The sequence below is a fragment of the Paenibacillus sp. JZ16 genome, from assembly GCF_015326965.1.
In the GTDB taxonomy this organism is placed as follows: domain Bacteria; phylum Bacillota; class Bacilli; order Paenibacillales; family Paenibacillaceae; genus Paenibacillus_AQ.
The window spans coordinates 5,906,443-5,922,735 of the sequence record NZ_CP017659.1; the positions used below are offsets into that span (position 1 = coordinate 5,906,443).

Annotated in this window: 17 protein-coding genes and 1 pseudogene; 13 read left to right on the top strand and 5 right to left on the bottom strand. The window is 52.0% G+C overall.

Features of this window, described 5'->3' with window-relative positions:
* Positions 1-67: 67 nt before the first annotated feature.
* From BJP58_RS26410 to BJP58_RS26445, 8 genes are all read left to right on the top strand, one after another.
* Entirely contained in the window at positions 68-1,432 is a 1,365-nt protein-coding gene (locus tag BJP58_RS26410; RefSeq protein WP_194541254.1) for an ABC transporter substrate-binding protein, read from the top strand.
* A gap of 30 nt (positions 1,433-1,462) precedes the next feature.
* Positions 1,463-2,428: a carbohydrate ABC transporter permease gene (locus tag BJP58_RS26415; protein ID WP_194541255.1), complete on the top strand. Its 966-nt coding sequence runs from the start codon at positions 1,463-1,465 to the stop codon at positions 2,426-2,428.
* A 60-nt stretch (positions 2,429-2,488) separates the two neighbouring features.
* On the top strand, positions 2,489-3,313 hold the full coding sequence (locus tag BJP58_RS26420; RefSeq protein ID WP_194541256.1) for a carbohydrate ABC transporter permease: 825 nt from the start codon (positions 2,489-2,491) through the stop codon (positions 3,311-3,313).
* A gap of 69 nt (positions 3,314-3,382) precedes the next feature.
* Positions 3,383-4,249: a sugar phosphate isomerase/epimerase family protein gene (locus BJP58_RS26425; protein ID WP_194545072.1), complete on the top strand. Its 867-nt coding sequence runs from the start codon at positions 3,383-3,385 to the stop codon at positions 4,247-4,249.
* Positions 4,246-5,256, top strand: a complete 1,011-nt coding sequence (locus tag BJP58_RS26430) for a Gfo/Idh/MocA family protein (RefSeq protein ID WP_194541257.1) — start codon at positions 4,246-4,248, stop codon at positions 5,254-5,256. The genes BJP58_RS26425 and BJP58_RS26430 overlap by 4 nt, the downstream gene beginning before the upstream one ends.
* Before the next feature lie 54 nt (positions 5,257-5,310).
* A complete protein-coding gene (locus BJP58_RS26435; RefSeq protein WP_194541258.1) occupies positions 5,311-6,339 on the top strand; it encodes a Gfo/Idh/MocA family protein in 1,029 nt (342 codons plus the stop codon).
* 19 nt (positions 6,340-6,358) lie between these two features.
* Positions 6,359-7,147 carry a glucosamine-6-phosphate deaminase gene (locus BJP58_RS26440; RefSeq protein WP_374198213.1) on the top strand — a complete coding sequence of 263 codons (789 nt, stop codon included), beginning with the start codon at positions 6,359-6,361 and terminating at the stop codon, positions 7,145-7,147.
* Positions 7,140-8,303: an N-acetylglucosamine-6-phosphate deacetylase gene (locus BJP58_RS26445; protein ID WP_194541260.1), complete on the top strand. Its 1,164-nt coding sequence runs from the start codon at positions 7,140-7,142 to the stop codon at positions 8,301-8,303. Before BJP58_RS26440 ends, BJP58_RS26445 begins: the two co-directional genes overlap by 8 nt.
* Positions 8,304-8,456: 153 nt before the next feature.
* Here the strand turns inward: BJP58_RS26445 and BJP58_RS26450 are convergent.
* Together BJP58_RS26450 and BJP58_RS26455 are read right to left on the bottom strand one after the other, a co-directional pair.
* Positions 8,457-9,118, bottom strand: a pseudogene (locus BJP58_RS26450) (CatB-related O-acetyltransferase).
* A 182-nt stretch (positions 9,119-9,300) separates the two neighbouring features.
* Positions 9,301-10,248 (bottom strand): helix-turn-helix transcriptional regulator, encoded by a 948-nt coding sequence (locus BJP58_RS26455; RefSeq protein ID WP_194541261.1) that lies wholly within the window; start codon positions 10,246-10,248, stop codon positions 9,301-9,303.
* Positions 10,249-10,360: 112 nt separating this feature from the next.
* Between BJP58_RS26455 and BJP58_RS26460 the strand changes: the two genes are divergently transcribed.
* Genes BJP58_RS26460 through BJP58_RS33980 form a run of 3 tightly spaced genes read left to right on the top strand, consistent with a single transcriptional unit; the run spans position 10,361 to position 11,539 of the window.
* Positions 10,361-10,849, top strand: coding sequence for a DinB family protein (locus BJP58_RS26460; protein WP_194541262.1), 489 nt, complete (start codon positions 10,361-10,363; stop codon positions 10,847-10,849).
* 37 nt (positions 10,850-10,886) lie between these two features.
* Positions 10,887-11,375, top strand: a complete 489-nt coding sequence (locus BJP58_RS26465) for a helix-hairpin-helix domain-containing protein (protein WP_194541263.1) — start codon at positions 10,887-10,889, stop codon at positions 11,373-11,375.
* A gap of 29 nt (positions 11,376-11,404) precedes the next feature.
* The gene (locus tag BJP58_RS33980) at positions 11,405-11,539 is read left to right on the top strand and encodes a hypothetical protein (RefSeq protein ID WP_267907840.1); all 135 of its coding nucleotides are present in this window, start codon (positions 11,405-11,407) and stop codon (positions 11,537-11,539) included.
* Positions 11,540-11,723: 184 nt separating this feature from the next.
* Here BJP58_RS33980 and BJP58_RS26475 read toward each other — a convergent pair whose 3' ends face one another.
* The 3 genes from BJP58_RS26475 to BJP58_RS26485 form a co-directional block, all read right to left on the bottom strand.
* Complete coding sequence (locus BJP58_RS26475) at positions 11,724-13,175, bottom strand: erythromycin esterase family protein (RefSeq protein ID WP_194541264.1); 1,452 nt, start codon at positions 13,173-13,175, stop codon at positions 11,724-11,726.
* Positions 13,176-13,337: 162 nt separating this feature from the next.
* On the bottom strand, positions 13,338-13,535 hold the full coding sequence (locus BJP58_RS26480; RefSeq protein WP_009594955.1) for a helix-turn-helix transcriptional regulator: 198 nt from the start codon (positions 13,533-13,535) through the stop codon (positions 13,338-13,340).
* Positions 13,536-13,560: 25 nt separating this feature from the next.
* On the bottom strand, positions 13,561-14,076 hold the full coding sequence (locus tag BJP58_RS26485) for a DUF6773 family protein (RefSeq protein WP_194545073.1): 516 nt from the start codon (positions 14,074-14,076) through the stop codon (positions 13,561-13,563).
* A 451-nt stretch (positions 14,077-14,527) separates the two neighbouring features.
* On the opposite strand from BJP58_RS26485, the gene BJP58_RS26490 reads away from it, so the two are divergent.
* Positions 14,528-15,400, top strand: coding sequence for a putative RNA methyltransferase (locus tag BJP58_RS26490; RefSeq protein WP_233354776.1), 873 nt, complete (start codon positions 14,528-14,530; stop codon positions 15,398-15,400).
* A gap of 111 nt (positions 15,401-15,511) precedes the next feature.
* The gene (locus BJP58_RS26495) at positions 15,512-15,943 is read left to right on the top strand and encodes a VOC family protein (protein ID WP_194541266.1); all 432 of its coding nucleotides are present in this window, start codon (positions 15,512-15,514) and stop codon (positions 15,941-15,943) included.
* Positions 15,944-16,293: the final 350 nt, after the last annotated feature.

A 16,293-nucleotide genomic window follows, 5' to 3' on the forward strand; every position in this document is an offset into this window, starting at 1 on the left:
TGGGCGCATTCGGTCGTTATCAACTACAATCGCATTAATCCATTTCAAACAATAGGGGGCGAGGATTGTGAAAAAGAGAAAAGGGTTCTACAGCTGGGTAACGGCCTTATTGCTGATATCCATCATTGTAAGCGGATGCGGAAATGCTGGCGATGGTCAGAGCGGCACCGCATCTTCCGGCACCGGAGGCGGCGAGGAAGATAAGAAGGTAGAAATCCTGCTCGGATATTATTCGAGCGACAGCTCCGATGCGAAGATGAAGGAGCTGATCGAGCAGTTCGAGAAACAGCACCCGAACATTACGGTCAAAACGCAGAGCGCGCCTTACGGGCAGTTCTATCAGAAGCTGGATACGCAGATCGCGGCCGGCCAGGCGCCGGACGTATGGCTGTCCGACGGCGTCTACGTGATGAAATACGCCCAGCGGGGCGCGGCCAAGGATCTGACCGATTGGATTGCAAGGGATCTGAAAGCCGATGAGTACTACGGCCTCGATTTCAACAAGGACGCGGACGGGCGCTATTGGGGCGTGCCGCAGGGCATACAGGTCGGCGTGCTGTTTTACAACAAAGAGCTGTTTGATAAGGCCGGCGTAGCGTATCCTTCGGATGAATGGACCTGGGAGGATCTGAAATCATCGGCAGCCAAGCTGACGGTGGATGCCGGCGGAAAAACGGCCGAGGACAGCGGGTTCGACGCAGCCAGCGTGAATCAGTTCGGGCTTACGTTCTTCAGCATTACCGAGGGCTGGTTCTCCGTGATGAAGTCCTACGGCGGTGGAACCCTTGACGAGAAAGCGGAGAACTCGATCATCAATTCCCCTGAGAACAAGCAGGCGTTCGAATGGATGGTCGACGGCATGCAGCGCGGCATCATTACGGATCCGGTCGATCTGAAGAGCTTCCAGAGCAATACCGCCGTGTTCCCAAGCGGATCGGCCGCCATGCGGATCGGCATTTATGCCCGGGTGCAGGCAGCGAATGAAGCCGGTCTGAATTACGATGTGGCGCTGCTGCCGAAGGGACCTGACGGCAAGCGGGTGTCCCCGGTCATTGCCAACTCGTGGGTGGTTAATCAGAAGTCAAGCGACGAGAAAGCGGAAGCTGCCTGGGAGTGGATTAAATATTGGGCTACGGAAGACGATGTGCAGAAGCAGTGGACCGAGCTTGGCGAAGCCGTGCCCGTGAAAAAATCCGTTGCGGAATCCGAAGTGTTCCTCAAGGCGGGAGAGCAGCCTGCTAATCGCCAAGCTTTCCTGGATAGCCTGGAGTTCGCACAGACGCTCGACAATAACGCGGTCTGGGAAGAATGGGTAGGCAAATTCAACGAGCATGCGGAGCGTGCCTTCCTGGGGGATGCAACCATCGATCAGGCTTTAAGCGAAGCGGACGCAGCCGTTCAGGCGGTCCTCGATGATTTCTATAAAAAATAAAACCAAGGGTGGAAGAAAGGCGGGAGTGAAATGGACAATACGCTAAACGACAATGCAGCACTCAAAGCCGATCCGATGCCGCACGGAAAGCCCGCCCGAAAACGGAAATGGGATCATGAGGGGAGATGGGGGCTGCTCATGGCCTCCCCCTATGTTCTCCACTTTATCATTTTTGTGGCGGGGCCTCTCGCCGCATCCCTGTACTTCAGCTTTTCCGATTATGACATGCTGAATCCGCCCGAGTGGAGCGGACTGGATAATTTCCGGCGCATGGCCGAGGATTCGATGTTCTGGCGTTCCCTGTGGAATACCTTGTATTTTGCGGTTCTGTTCGTGCCGCTCCAGACCTTCCTGGCCTTGGTGCTGGCCGTCGCGCTAAACCAGCGTTTGAAAGGGCTTAAATGGTTTCGGATGGCCCATTTTATCCCGGTGATCTCCTCCTGGACCGTCATCCTGTATGTTGCTGACGCTGTATTCAACCCTCGCTTCGGTTTGGCGAATACGCTGCTTGCCAAGCTGGGGCTGGAAGGGCAAGGCTGGCTGCAGGATCCGAAGCTGGCGATTCCGCTGCTCGTGTTCATCGCGGTTTGGAAAGGGATCGGCTATATTATGGTCATTTATCTGGCTGGACTTCAGAGCGTTCCCGGGGATTTGTATGAAGCCGCGGAGATCGACGGTGCTGGAGCCCTGCGAAAATTCCGGTATATTACCGTTCCATTGATCTCGCCGACGACCTTCCTGGTTGTCATCATGAGCACCATCTCTACCTTCCAGGCATTCGAACAGATCTACGTGCTGACCGGCAGGGGCGACATCAGCTCGGCGGGAGGTCCGAATAACTCCAGTCTGGTCATGATGCTGTATTTATATCGCGAAGGGTTCACCTTTATGAGGATGGGGTATGCTTCCGCCATTGCCTGGGTGCTGTTCATGATCCTGTTCCTGTTGACGCTGATACAGCTTCGGGCCCAAAAGAAGTGGGTGCATTATGACTGATCAAGCGATCAAGATGGAACCGGGGATTCGGAACCGCATCGGAGGAAGGAGTGACCTCAAATGAGAAGAAAGCTGCTGGGAAAAAGTATAGGATACGTGCTGATCGGGATCAGCTCGCTCATCATGGTCGTGCCGTTTCTGTCGGCACTCATGAATTCATTGAAAACCTACAAGGAATATACAACGGTTCCGCCCCGCTGGATCCCTGAAGTATTCCAATGGTCCAATTACGCCCAGGTGTTCCAGCTTGGGAATATTGGCGGCTACACGCTCAACAGCGTCTTCGTAGCCGCATTGTCCGTCATCGGCGCCCTGATCTCCTGCTCGATGGTCGGTTATGCGTTCGCAAGACTGCGCTTTCCGCTGAAAAGTGCGCTGTTCGTGATGGTGCTGGGTACGATGATGATTCCGGCGGTGGTCATCATCATCCCGCATTTTATCATTTTTAATAAGCTGAACATGCTGGATACGCTCACGCCGCTGTGGATTATCGAATGGCTGGCTCAGCCGTTTGGGATTTTCCTCATGCGACAGGCTTTTATGAATATACCTAAGGAGTACGAGGAGGCGGCCAAGATGGAGGGCTGCAATCCGTTCCAGATTTACCTGCGGATTTTTATTCCGATGGCCAGGCCTACCCTGGCGACGCTGGCGATCTTTACGTTCATGGGCAAGTGGAACGAGATTCTGACGCCTGTCATTTATTTGACCTCGAATGAGAAGTATACGCTGCCCATCGGCATTCTCTCCTTGTCAGGCCAGTGGACCGGCAATGAACAGCTTATGATCGCAGCCGCACTGGTCAGTCTGGTTCCGATCCTGCTGGTATTCCTGTTTGCCGAGAAATATTTTGTGCAGAACCACAATATGGCCGGGATTAAATAATGAACGTTACTAACGTTACTATCGGCTCCGGAAGGGGCCATGTCTGTGATGGAAAGGATGAAAGAGAAGATGAAAATAGCGGCATTCAGCGGATCGTTAATCGATTACAGCATCCATGAAGCGATGTCGATCGCGGCCAGGCTCGGTTTTAACGGAATCGAAATTGCCTGCCGCGAGCCGCACTTAAGTCCGGAAGCTTCGCTGCCGCGGGTACGCGAAATGAAGGCTGTTGCGGAAGGCCATGGCTTGGAGATTCCTGCATTGGCTGGTTATATGGGATATTTCTCGACAAGCGGAGATGCGGAATGCGCTGAGGCTTACGATCAGTTTATGGGCCTGCTTGAACGCGCGGTCATGTTGGAGGCGGGGATGATACGGATCTTTCAAGGAGGGCCGAATGCCTTCCTGGCGGAGGATTATCATTATGACAAGGCGGCTTTCTGGATTCGGAAATGCGCGGAGGAAGCCCGCGCTGCGGGAAAACGGATCGTGCTGGAGATTCACAACCAGAGCCTGGTAGAGACGACAGATAGCGCTCTACGTCTGCTGGATTTGATCGGCGATGACCAGGTTGGTCTGATTCATGACGCAGGGAATATGTACATCACGGACACGGAATTTGGGGAAGAGTCGGTCCGGCAGCTCGGAAGCCGTTTGTTCCATGTGCACATCAAGGATGAACGGCGGATCGCGCAGGGGGGCGCACCGGGAACGTTCAAGAATTTGACCCGTCACGGGGAAGAGTTCTTCCTGCAGTGCCGCCTTGGTGAAGGAGAAGTGGATCACGACGGGCTGCTCAGAGGACTTCGGGAATACCGGTACGAGGGTTGGCTTACGCTGGAATGCGCAGCTCCCTATCCGCCGAAGGAACGGCTTGCTTATGATCTGTCGGTCATCAAGGAGTGGCTGCAGGCTGTGGAGGTGTCGATCGGATGACGGGGAACGCGCGGAAATTTGGAATTATCGGCTGCCAGCATGCCCACATCGGCATGTTCATCGAGGAGATGCTGGCACTGGGCTACGAATGCGCAGGCGTATACGAACCGGATAATAAGCCGCTAGCCCGTACTTTTGCCGACCGGTACGGTCTGGAACTGACAGGGGATCAGGAATCGCTGCTGAGCGACGAAGGCGTGAGCGTTATCGGCTGCGCGGCTATCAACCATGAGAAGCTGGATGTCATTGAGCTGTGCGAGCTGCACGGCAAGCCCGTCATGATCGACAAGCCTGCTGTGACGGATCGGGCGGGGCTTACCAGGCTGCGCGGCGTTCTGGAGCGGGGAAGAATCGAGGTAGGGATGATGCTGACCGAGCGCTTCCGCCCTTCGCTGCATACCATTCATCGGATGATCCGGGCGGGAGAGTTAGGGGACATCGTCCACATCTCGATGCGTAAGCCGCATCGGCTGAATCCGGAATCGAGGCCAGCCTGGCATTTTGACAAGTCGCAATCCGGAGGCATCATTAACGATCTCTTCGTGCACGATTTTGACCTGTTACGATGGCTGACGGGCCGGGAGGTGGAGGCTGCATCCGGTTATCTGGCGAAGCATATGCTGCCTGAATACCCGACCTTCTATGATGCAGCCGGCGTGCAGGTATTCATGGATGGCGGGATCACGGCACAGCTGTACGCCGACTGGCACACACCCGCTGGCAGCTGGACTTGGGGAGACGGCCGGATATTCATTACGGGGACGCACGGCATTGCGGAAATTCGGCTGGAAGGCGATCCCTTATTATCGAGTGATGAGGTTGCGCTTGTCATCACCGAACAGGAGCTGCGTTCTTTGCCTTTGGCACCGCCGCCCCTCTCCCTTGCTCAGGATTTCCTGAACCGGGTGGAGGGGGAAGAGGGGGTCATCACGCATGAAGATATTTACAAAGCCTCGGAGGCTACGGTGATGGCCGATGAGGGAGCACGGGTCCTGATCCGGGAATAGGGAATGTATACGGCTTTCATCGAAAACAGAGCGTATGGAGGAGGCGTAGGGAACATGACAAAGGAAAGGCTGCCCGTCCGATTCGGTATGATCGGCTGCGGGATTATTGCGGATATTCATGCGAAGGGCATCTTGAATACGGAGGAGGCTGAGCTTGCCGCCGTATTCGATACGAAACGGGAATCAGCCGCCAAGCTTACCGAAACGTACGGAGGAGATATCTGCAACACCTTGGAAGAACTGCTGGCACGCGAGGATGTGGAGGTCGTCTGTATCTGCACGCCAAGCGGCATGCATGCAGAACAGACGGCGATGGTTGCCCGGGCGGGCAAGCATGTGCTGGTGGAGAAACCGATGGCGATCCGGCTCGACGATGTCGAGCGCATGATTGAGGTATGTGCCGAGAACGATGTGCTTCTCGCAACGGTCTTTCCGAGGCGCATGTCCCCGCAGGCCGGGTACGCCCGGCAGGTCATTCAAGAAGGACGGCTTGGGAAGCTGAGTTTATGCTCGGCGTATGTCATGCTGTACCGTGATCAAGCCTATTATGACAGTGCGGGCTGGCGCGGGACCTGGGCCATGGATGGCGGCGGGGCGATGATGAATCAGGGAATCCATACGGTGGATATGCTGCAATGGCTCGTAGGCCCTGTTGCGTCCTTGACTGCAAAGGCCAAGGCCGTTCTGCGCAATATCGAAGTCGAAGATACCGTTATCGCTGCGCTTGAATTTGCGAGCGGGGCGCTCGGCGTGCTGGAGATCACGACGACGGCCTGCGACGGCAAAGGACAGCGGCTGGTCATCCATGGGGATAAGGGCGTGCTCGTCATTGAAGAGGATACAATCGTATCCCTTGAGATCGATGGCCAGCAGATTCAGCTGCCTGAGTTCGAGCCATTTAAAGTCATACCGGACGGTCATCGCCTGCAAATTCGAGATATGGCGCTTGCCGTTCGCGAAGGCCGACAGCCTGTTATCACCGGGAAGGACGGCAGGCATTCGCTGGAGATTATTCTCGGCACCTACGAGGCTTCCCGCCAGCGCAAGGAAATCGAACTGCAGACCGGAACACCGGTGTTGTAGGGATGGAGGTGACTTTATGATGTCTCAGCGCAGCGTAAAGCCTGTGCTTGAAAAAGTTCAGGATCAACTGAAGGTCCGCATTTATGACCAGCGCGAGGCGATGGGGAAGGCGGCCGCCGCCGATATTCGTGTTGCCATGCAGCGCCTGCTGGCCGAGAAAGAGCGCATTCGCATCGTCTTTGCAGCCGCCCCGTCCCAGAATGAGTGCCTGGCGGCGCTGGTGCAATCGGACGGATTGGACTGGAGCCGAGTCACGGCTTTTCATATGGACGAATACATCGGCCTTCCCAAGTCGGCCCCGCAGCGGTTCGGGAACTTTTTATCCCGGCGGCTGTTTGATCTCGTATCTCCAGGAGAGGTGCATCTGATCGACGGCATGAATGATCCTGAAGGGGAGTGCGACAGGTACAGCGGATTGATTACCGCTGCGCCGATCGATATGGTGGTCCTCGGCATTGGCGAGAACGGACATATCGCCTTCAACGATCCGCCCGTTGCAGATTTTGCGGATCCGTTATGGGTAAAGCGGGTGAAGCTGGACGAGGATTGTCGCCGACAGCAGGTGAATGACGGCTGTTTCGCGAGCTTGGAGGAGGTTCCGAAATACGCGCTTACGCTTACCATTCCGGCCTTAATGTCGGCTGCCCATCTGTTCTGCGTCGTTCCCGGCGCAAGCAAGCGAGCGGCGGTACAAAGGACGCTGTACGGCGATATAAGCGAGGCCTGCCCTGCCAGCATTCTTCGGCAGCATTCGGATTGCACGCTGTACGTGGACCGGGAGTCGTACGGGGAAATCCGGAATGGATAGCCATGAACTTGTTCGTATGGGCCGTCATTACGCAACAGGGGAGCGAATAAGGCTAGAATGGGACTCTGGCGGCGGGATAGAACGGATACTTCCTCACGATGGTGAAGAGGATACGTGGATCGCTCCCGGATTGATCGATCTTCAGATTAACGGCGGTTACGGACATGATTTCAATTCGCTGCCGCTCACAACGGATACGATCATTCAGGCAACCCGGCGCTTATGGGAGAAAGGCGTAACGCTGTACTACCCCACCGTCATTACCAACGGAGACGAAGAGATCGAGCAATTGCTGCGGGTTATCGACACGGCTTGCCTGGAGGATGAAGCGGTCGGTTCAACCATAGGCGGGATTCATTTGGAGGGACCTTTCCTTTCTCCGGAGGAAGGCCCAAGGGGAGCGCATGATTCCCGGTATATCAAGGAGCCGGACTGGGCATTGTTTGCGAGATGGCAGGCGGCATCGGGGAACCGGATTCGGATCGTCACCCTATCGCCGGAGTGGCCCGATGCCCCGAGTTTTATCCGGTCGTGCGTCGAATCGGGAATCGTCGTATCGATCGGGCACACCGCTGCGACGCCTGCGCAAATTCGGGAAGCCGTGCAAGCAGGAGCCACGATGTCCACCCATCTGGGTAATGGCGCACATCTGACGCTGCCGCGGCATCCGAATTATATATGGGAGCAGCTTGCGCAAGATCAGCTGTGGGCAGGAATCATTGCGGACGGGAACCATCTGCCGGATTCGGTGATCAAGGTGATGCTCCGCGCCAAGTCGTCCAAAGCGCTGCTCGTCAGCGATGCCGTCTATTTAAGCGGGATGCCGCCAGGAGAATACGAGACCCATATCGGTGGAAATGTTGTCTTAACGCCTGAGGGTCGATTGCATCTCGCCCGCAAGCCCGAGCTGTTGGCCGGCTCGGCCATGATGCTTGCCGATGCGGTTTGGCGGCTGGCTCAGTCGGGGCTGTGCACGTTTCCTGAAGCTTGGGACATGGCTTCCATGCGGCCCGCCGAGGTTATGGGGCAAGCGGAACCCTATGGCCTGAAGAGAGGAGCACAGGCCGACTTCGTGCTTCTGGAGAAGCGCAAGGGGTGCCTCCGCATTGTGGAGACCGTCAAGGGAGGCCGTTCAGTTTACCAAGGGGATTGTTAGGTGTCCTTTTTAGGATATCTAATACGGGGTCCATAGGTTGTAATGAACAGCTGCAGATTTCTTCGCTTTTTCATTTTTATGTGAAAGACCACGTAAAAAATATCCCTTCTTGAATTCAAGAAGGGATATTTGCATCCGTTTTTTTCTAACGTTTTAAACGTATGGCTTTATTTCTTTTTGATAAAAGTCATATAATTGATTTACAGAAGAACTTGACAAGATCTGACCGGCTCGTTCAACTTTCTCGCGTTCCCAATCGAACCATCGCATTTCCTTTAACTTCTCAATTTCTCCATCCGTAAAGCGTTTCTTCATCTCTTTAGCAGGGTTGCCGCCTACGATCGTATAGGGTGGGACATCTTTTGCAACAACCGAACCAGCCGCCACAATGGCACCTTCGCCAATGGTCACACCTGGCATAATCATGGCATTCATTCCAATCCAGGCATCGCTTTCGATGATGGTATCGCCTTTTGGTGCGTAAGAAGTTTCAATCTGATCGACAAACGGGTACACAGTTATCCATTCAGGATGATGATTGTGATTTCCACCCATTAGTATAATAACACCACTTGCTATACATACGTAATTGCCAATAATCAACTTATCTATATGCCAACCATGGTCTTCGATGGGATTAAACAACCTTCGGGATTTCTCATCCCCCAAAGGTATCTAACGCAACCATCTTCAAAATCATGATGATCGTAATAACCGGAATAATAAGAGTATTCTCCTACTGTAATCATTGGGTTAGTGACAATATCCTTTAAATACTTAATTTCGGACCAGTGTTCGAACCGATGTTGTTTCATTCTTATACCTCGCTTCTAAGTAGAGTAGGTCATTACTTAGAAGCTTAATGCAGTAGCGACATTCTTAAACCTTATCAAGCGACGAACCATCGTCCTCATCCTTTTCCTCAGTATTGGTGAGATTGTAACAAAAGGTTGATCTTTTCGTCAAACGCATGCTTTACAAGCCCTGTTGGGTATCTTTAATCGTATTTCGCCATAACCTTCTTCAGAATCCCCTTCATGCAATCCACCAGCTCCTGCGGCTCCTTCACCGTGGCTTCATTTCCTAAGCCGAGAAAAAATTTAGCAAAATACAAAATTTCGCTGACAGGAACGCTCTGATCGAGCCGTCCGCTTCCATCCGGTTGCATGTCAACATGGGGAACAGGACACAATTCGGATTCGCAGCGCTGAACGCCTTCCCGGCTCAGATCAACGACCATCCGGGTATAGACTGATTTCTCTGCCCCGTATTCCCTCCAATTGCCCAGATGGATATGGCGGTGATCCCGCGGCTCGACTCCGGTTGTATCATATACCACGGTCTGCATGCGGTCACAACGGAACAGACGGAAATCCTCCCGCAGAAAACAATAAGCGGGACAATACCAGAAGCCGTTGCTTGCATAGATGCCCACCGGCTGAAGGCTCCGCTCCGTATAGCCGTCTTTGGTCTCGTATTCCACCGTAACGACTCGCTGATCAACAGCGGCATCCAGCAGAACGCCGAGAGATTCGGCCTTCTGCCGTCTGGTATGCGTCAGAAAATCCACACGGTTCTTCATCTGGTCAATCCGGTCACGAACATCACCCGGCATGTAATAATAAAATTTTTGAAGCGCGGTAGAGGACTCGGCTTCAAAGGGAAGAAATAGATAGTGACGCAGGGCGTGGCTGGCAAAAAACATCGCAACGGCTTCTTCCTCGCTGAAGGCGATCGGGGGGAGAATCCGTTCTTTGAGCACCTGGTATCCGCCGTGCGGTCCTACCTCGGAATAGAGGGGAACGCCCAGCTCGCTCAGCTCCTGCAGGTCCCGCAAGATCGTGCGAGAGGACACGTCGAATTGATCGGCCAATTCCCTTACCGTGAATTTCCGCATCCGGTTCACGGTCATCATCAGCTCCATGAGACGTTTGGATTTGGACATAAGATCAGCTCCGTATCTGTTTGATGACTATGACAATAGTTGTCACCATTATACGCTATACTGGCTGTAGAACCCAGAGACCCCTTATAACTAAAAAATGGAGTGATGAAACGTGAATCAATTGCATGAAATGAAGCAGCTGTTGTTCGAGGAACTGGAGCTTATCGTTAGGACCAGTTCGAATCTGATCGGCAAAATTTCACCGGAGCATTGGGATTACAGGCCTGCCCATAATATGAGATCGCTTCAGGAGCTCGTGCATCATCTGGTGTCAGTGCCTGCAACGGATCTGTTAATTTTGCAAGAGAAGAGCGAAGCGGAGATCCGGGAGCTGGAAGCTAGCATCGTCGCTGACGGCGTGGACAAGGACAAGCTGATCTCCTGTATGACGAAGGGACTTGCGGATGTGAAGTCTTACATGGGCGGACTGACAGATGAAGAATTTATGCAGAAGAAAACGAAACCCTTCTACTTGGAGCATGGTTCAACCCAAGCCAAGTGGCTGATTGAAATTGTCACGCATGCCCAGCATCATCGGGCGCAAATGTTCAATTATCTGAAAGCCCAGGGCTATGAAGTGAGTATGTTCGATTTATATTAAACGTCAGGAGTGCTGATTAAGAACAGGAGGGAGAAGGATGCCGCGACAAATACCGGGAAAATCGCCGAAGCTGCCGTTAACCGGCAAAGAGCGAGCAAAGCTGCGGTCAAACAAAATGAAGCTCAGCGATATTGCGCATATGGATATCGAGTTATTGTCCGGCGTGCTAGGTGTTTCGGATAGCCGCGCCCAATATATCCGGGGAATGGCGCAGTTTCAGATGGTTCCTTCGATCGGACCGAAAGTGGCTGAACGCGTAGTCCAGTTGGGGTATTACGCATTGGAAGATATCAAGGATGAAGACGCTGCTGCTTTAACGGACCGGATGGAAGCGAGCAGCGGTTTCTGGATGGATCCTTGCGTGGAGGATGCGTTTCGCTGCATCGTATATCATGCCAATCATCCGGGGAGCGGGAAGAGCTGGCATGACTTTACCGAAGTGCGTAAGCAATTCAGGGAGCAGCACGGATATCCTCCAACCCGTCCAACATTATCGTGGTACGACAACAAAGATGGACAACCATAGGATCCATAACTTGACCAACATACAGCTCGATGAAGAAACGCCTGATGCGACATGTCATGCTGCAATCCGGTAGCGGACATCGGTCCATTGCCGTTCCGCTCGGGACAGGAAGGAGAGCAACCGGAAGACGGAAGGACGCTCCGGTGACGGGCAGCATGAGGTGAAGCTCAAAACCTCCTCGGGGAATATCTCGATAAAATAACATGCTAGAAAATAAGAAAAAGAAGCATCCCCGTACTGGTCCGCTCCAGAGTCCACAGTTTATGTGCTCTAAGAAGCAGACGATCAGGGAATGCTTGGCATGTTAACCTATTAAACTCTTATATAATTAAGAAAAATGATAGCACCTTATTCTTCGGCAGGCACTGAAGCCTTGGATGAAGCGGAAGATCTCATATATTGAGGCGGGTTCACATCATCGATCAGCAGAATACCGTCGTATTGGTCACGGGCGATTAAGCTCTCTGGAATCATGCCCCAGCTATAGGCAAAACGCGGCTCGAACATCCAGGAATTACCTGTCCCACGCTTTTGGTACCGCAGATCCACGAAGGTATACGGCGAGCCTGCGGCCGACAGGATCGATTCGATGGATCCCGGCTTTGCCGGCAGAACGTCATGCACATTCCCCATGTTATCTGCGGTTTGTCCGCTGGCTGGATACAGGCCAAGCACGTAACTGTATTTTTTCATTTCATCCGAGAGTTTTTCTCCCATTAAAGTCACCGGATATGGCGAACCCATCACTTCCGTTTGGGCTTTGCGGATGTGGTCGTTATGTCCCCAAACGATGAATTTCTCCGTCGGGTATACTTCGGTTGCCAGCCACATGAGATTGTCATGCATCGCCTGATCCCGCCATTCCATCGATTCCAGGAACGGTTCATAATCCCCGCTTTCCATGCCGAGGGTTGACTTGATGGAGAGCTCCACATATTCCTGAGCTACCCGAATCCGGTCGTTCAAGCTTCTTTCAAGCAGCATGGACAGTTTGGGGTTATCTGGATATAGCCGCTTCAGATGAGACTCGTTTGCCTCCGTCTTTAAGGATTTTAGGGCATCTTTGTATACTTGAATCAGCTGATTTTTCTCTTTGCGGTATGCGGCAAGATCCGTACCAAGAGAGTAGTCTGACAATTTCTTCTCAGCTTCCGTTAGACGCTTAGCCATGGCCTGATCCTGCAGCCATTGCCCATCCAACAGCGGATGCTGCAGCTGCATGTCAAAACCGGTCAGCACGAGCGGCTGCTTGCTCTTTTGTGCTGTTTGTATGTATTCGAACAACGGCAATATCTCCTTGGACCACCAGACGCCAAAGATGGAATCTTTCATCGTTTGTTCCGCGCTCTGCTGTCCGGCCCGGCCGTAAGCCAAGGAGCTATTGCCAAGACCACTTTCAAAGGCCAGAACGTTGTACCCCATCTCCTGATGCAGGAATTGAATTAAACGGGTCTTAGCCAGATTGAACTCGCCAACCCCGTGGGAGCTTTCCCCCAGAAACACGAAACGTTTATCTTGCAGCAATGGTTTTAGCATAGCCAGATCCTTATATTGGTTTGGACCGCCCGCCGTCTCGGCGGGTTGAATCGTATCCAGTCGGTACGCGTGGTCTTTGGCCCAGTCCTCCCACTCGGCAATCTTTTCATCCGAAGTTCGGGCTGTTTTAACTTCTGTAACCTGGCCTTGGATGGAATCGGCGGTAGCAGCATATGCATCTCCGTGAGGGATTAGGGAAGTTCCTACGATAGAAGCGGTGAGCAGAAACACGGTGAATGCTTTTCTAGCGTTATGTAGTGGCACAGAGGATCACTCCTTATAAGATGTCGTATGATTTTTAAATTGTATGAACGGACGTGTAAAGATGCCCGCCACTAAGTGCTTTCTGCCTTGAATGTGGGAATCACCTCCTTAACATAGCCGAGATTACGGCTCGTTGGTTCAACGCCGCCATGAGCTGGCCGCTTAATCCTCTTCCCAGAACAGATCGTTCAAAGTACGCGATAATGCCTTGCATATGGCCACGCACAGGCTGAGGGACGGATTATATTTCCCCAGCTCGATCAGGCCGATGGTCTGCCTGGAGACACCGACGATCTGGGCCAGTTCTTCCTGCGATAAATCCTTCTCGACGCGGGCCATCTTCAATTTGATGTTTTTCATGCGGCAGTCCCCCTGATATCCCTTTCTATGAGTCGAATGGATCGTTCTGTGACATTTTCTGGCTTACCTTGTTGGCGCCGTAGTGGATCAACCAATTCCCTCCGACAAAGAGCGGGATGTAGATGATCAGTGAGACGAAGAAAACGCTGAAGAAATATTTGAGCTCGGTCGCACTGTTGTCATTGCCAAACAGGATCGCGCTGCGGATACCGAAAAAAAGAGCAAGTGCAACACCGATAATGAGCCCCCATATCGCCGTACGCATGCTGAACGAAATTTTGCTCCGCTGGTCATGGACCTCCACTTCATCCGAGTAAATCCCCAGCGCCACGCTGCGTATCCCAAAATATAAGCTTCCTCCCAGTATGATCAGCATTTCCAGCCAGACGGACTCCGTTCGCGGGAGTGCAAAAGATTTGATGATAACGGAAATGCTGCATATGATCATGATCAAGGTATACACCTCTTTATATAACTTGTTCTTTAGATTGACGATACGCTCATCTTCAGCCGTGCTCTTCTTAAACCAATTCAAGCTCATCATTCCTTCCTTTGGTTAGAGATAGGTTTTGAGATTTTCCGGATACATGCATTGTAATAGTATTTACGTCTTTTTGCAATATATATATGTCATTTTGAATTTAATATTTGTCTTTTTAAGTGAGCAGGTGGATAGAGCTTCAAGCACTCATCATAGTCCATAGGGGGAGCTAATTCTTGATATTTTTTGCTGAACCGGATGCTTGCGCCGGAGGTTTACATTCTGTGCTCGCGTGTTAAAATTGGAATAGGGCATCTCTCTTGCCCGAATTGATGTCAGGAGCGTGTTTTTTCGTGATCCATTTCATTCGTTTACGTTAATGTGAGGTACAGATCAAAGTAGGCTCGGCCCATTTTTTTTGACAACTGCGGCCGGAGTTTATTTTTCTGTGCCTTTTTCATTGCGATCAATCGAATGAAAGGGTGATTTTGCTGTGTCCAACAATGAAAAATTGATAAAAAAAGCACGAAAATTTTCGATACACGAGAAGATGTTTCAATGCCCGATTTGCGGCGGTGCCATGAAGGTAGAACGGATGGCCAGCCTGGAATGCGAGAACGGGCACTGCTATGATATATCCAGACAGGGATACGTAAACCTGTTGAACCATTCATCCAAAACCAAATACGATAAAGCCTTGTTTGAGGCTCGAAGAACGATCAGCGGCAGCGGCTTTTTCGGCCCCATAGTAGAAGCGGTAACGACTCGCCTGATCCAGGAACTGAAGTCCCAGGAATCCGTGAAGCCCGTAAGACTGCTTGATGCAGGCTGCGGGGAGGGCTCCCATCTATCCGCCATTTTACGTAAGCTTCGGGAGCAGCGAATGGTGCCGGACGTTCTCGGTGTGGGTATGGATATTGCCAAAGAGGGAGTTGTAACGGCTGCCAAGACATTTCCGGACCCTATGTGGTGCGTGGCCGACCTGTCTCAGAGCCCGTTTGCCGACCAACAGTTTGATTACATTTTGAATATTCTGTCCCCGGCTAATTATTCGGAGTTCAGGCGGCTGCTAATGAGTGACGGAATGTTGGTGAAGGTAATTCCGGGGAGCATGTATTTGCAGGAGCTTCGCGCTTTGCTTTATACAGGTACAGGTAAAGAGACGTATTCCAATGACGGCACGATGGAGCTGTTCATCCGTCACTTTGGACGGATCGAATTCGAAGAGCTTCGGTATCGCGTCATTCTGGATTCCGAGCAGATGAAGCAACTGATTCACATGACGCCGTTATCCTGGGGCATTTCAGATGAGCTTATTGAACGGATACCGGATGGAGAGATGGAGGTAACCGCCGACTTCACACTTCTGTATGGATGGATATGAGGTAAGTATGTTCCCGTCTTAGAGTTGCGTCATATTTTGCTAAAGTGATCCTGTTGGGAGATAATAGGAGTTATCTACTTCAATATGAAAATAAAAGGTGGTTAACGATCCATGACACTTCGATTGAATCCGTATCTCATTATGGATGGGAATGCTAAGGAAGCTATTCAATTCTATGAAAAAGCGTTGGATGCCCAGGTCGTTATGGTTCAGACCTTCGGCGAAATGCCGACGAACCCTGATTTTCCGCTGCCGGAGAGCGCGAGGGATCGCGTTTCCCACGCTTTGCTGAAGGTAGGAGAGACGGATCTGATGTTTTCGGATACATTTCCCGGTCAACCGGTTGAATCCAGCAATCAGGTTCAGATCTGCATCATGACCGACCCACCCGAACACGCGAAGCGGTTCTACGAAGCGCTGCTTGAAGGTGGCCAGGTGGTTATGCCGCTGCAGGAGACGTTCTGGAGCCCGGCCTACGGGATCGTTGCGGACAAATACGGCGTATACTGGAATATTTCAACCGAAGTTGAAGCGCAGAAGTAGATTCTACTCCTGCAGGTATAATAAAAGGGCCCTGACGATTTGCCGTCAGGGCCCTTATTCGGTTCAAAAGGCATAATCTACGACTCGAATTGTATAAGCGTATTTTTCGACCGGTCAAGCGTCTGAAAGCGCTTCGGGTCGAAGATGGGCTGTTATAACTAGCTAACTTGATACTTAGTGACTACAGGACTAAGGAAGTGTATATATCCCCCACTTTGAAAAATGGAATCGCGAAAAAAAGGCATGTTTTTCGCGAAGGTGCTAGGGAATGAAGTACGATGTACCATGAAATAATCGAGCTCGGAGCAAGCAGGTTATAGTCTAAAAGTTAGGGGTTCGGAATTCCTATT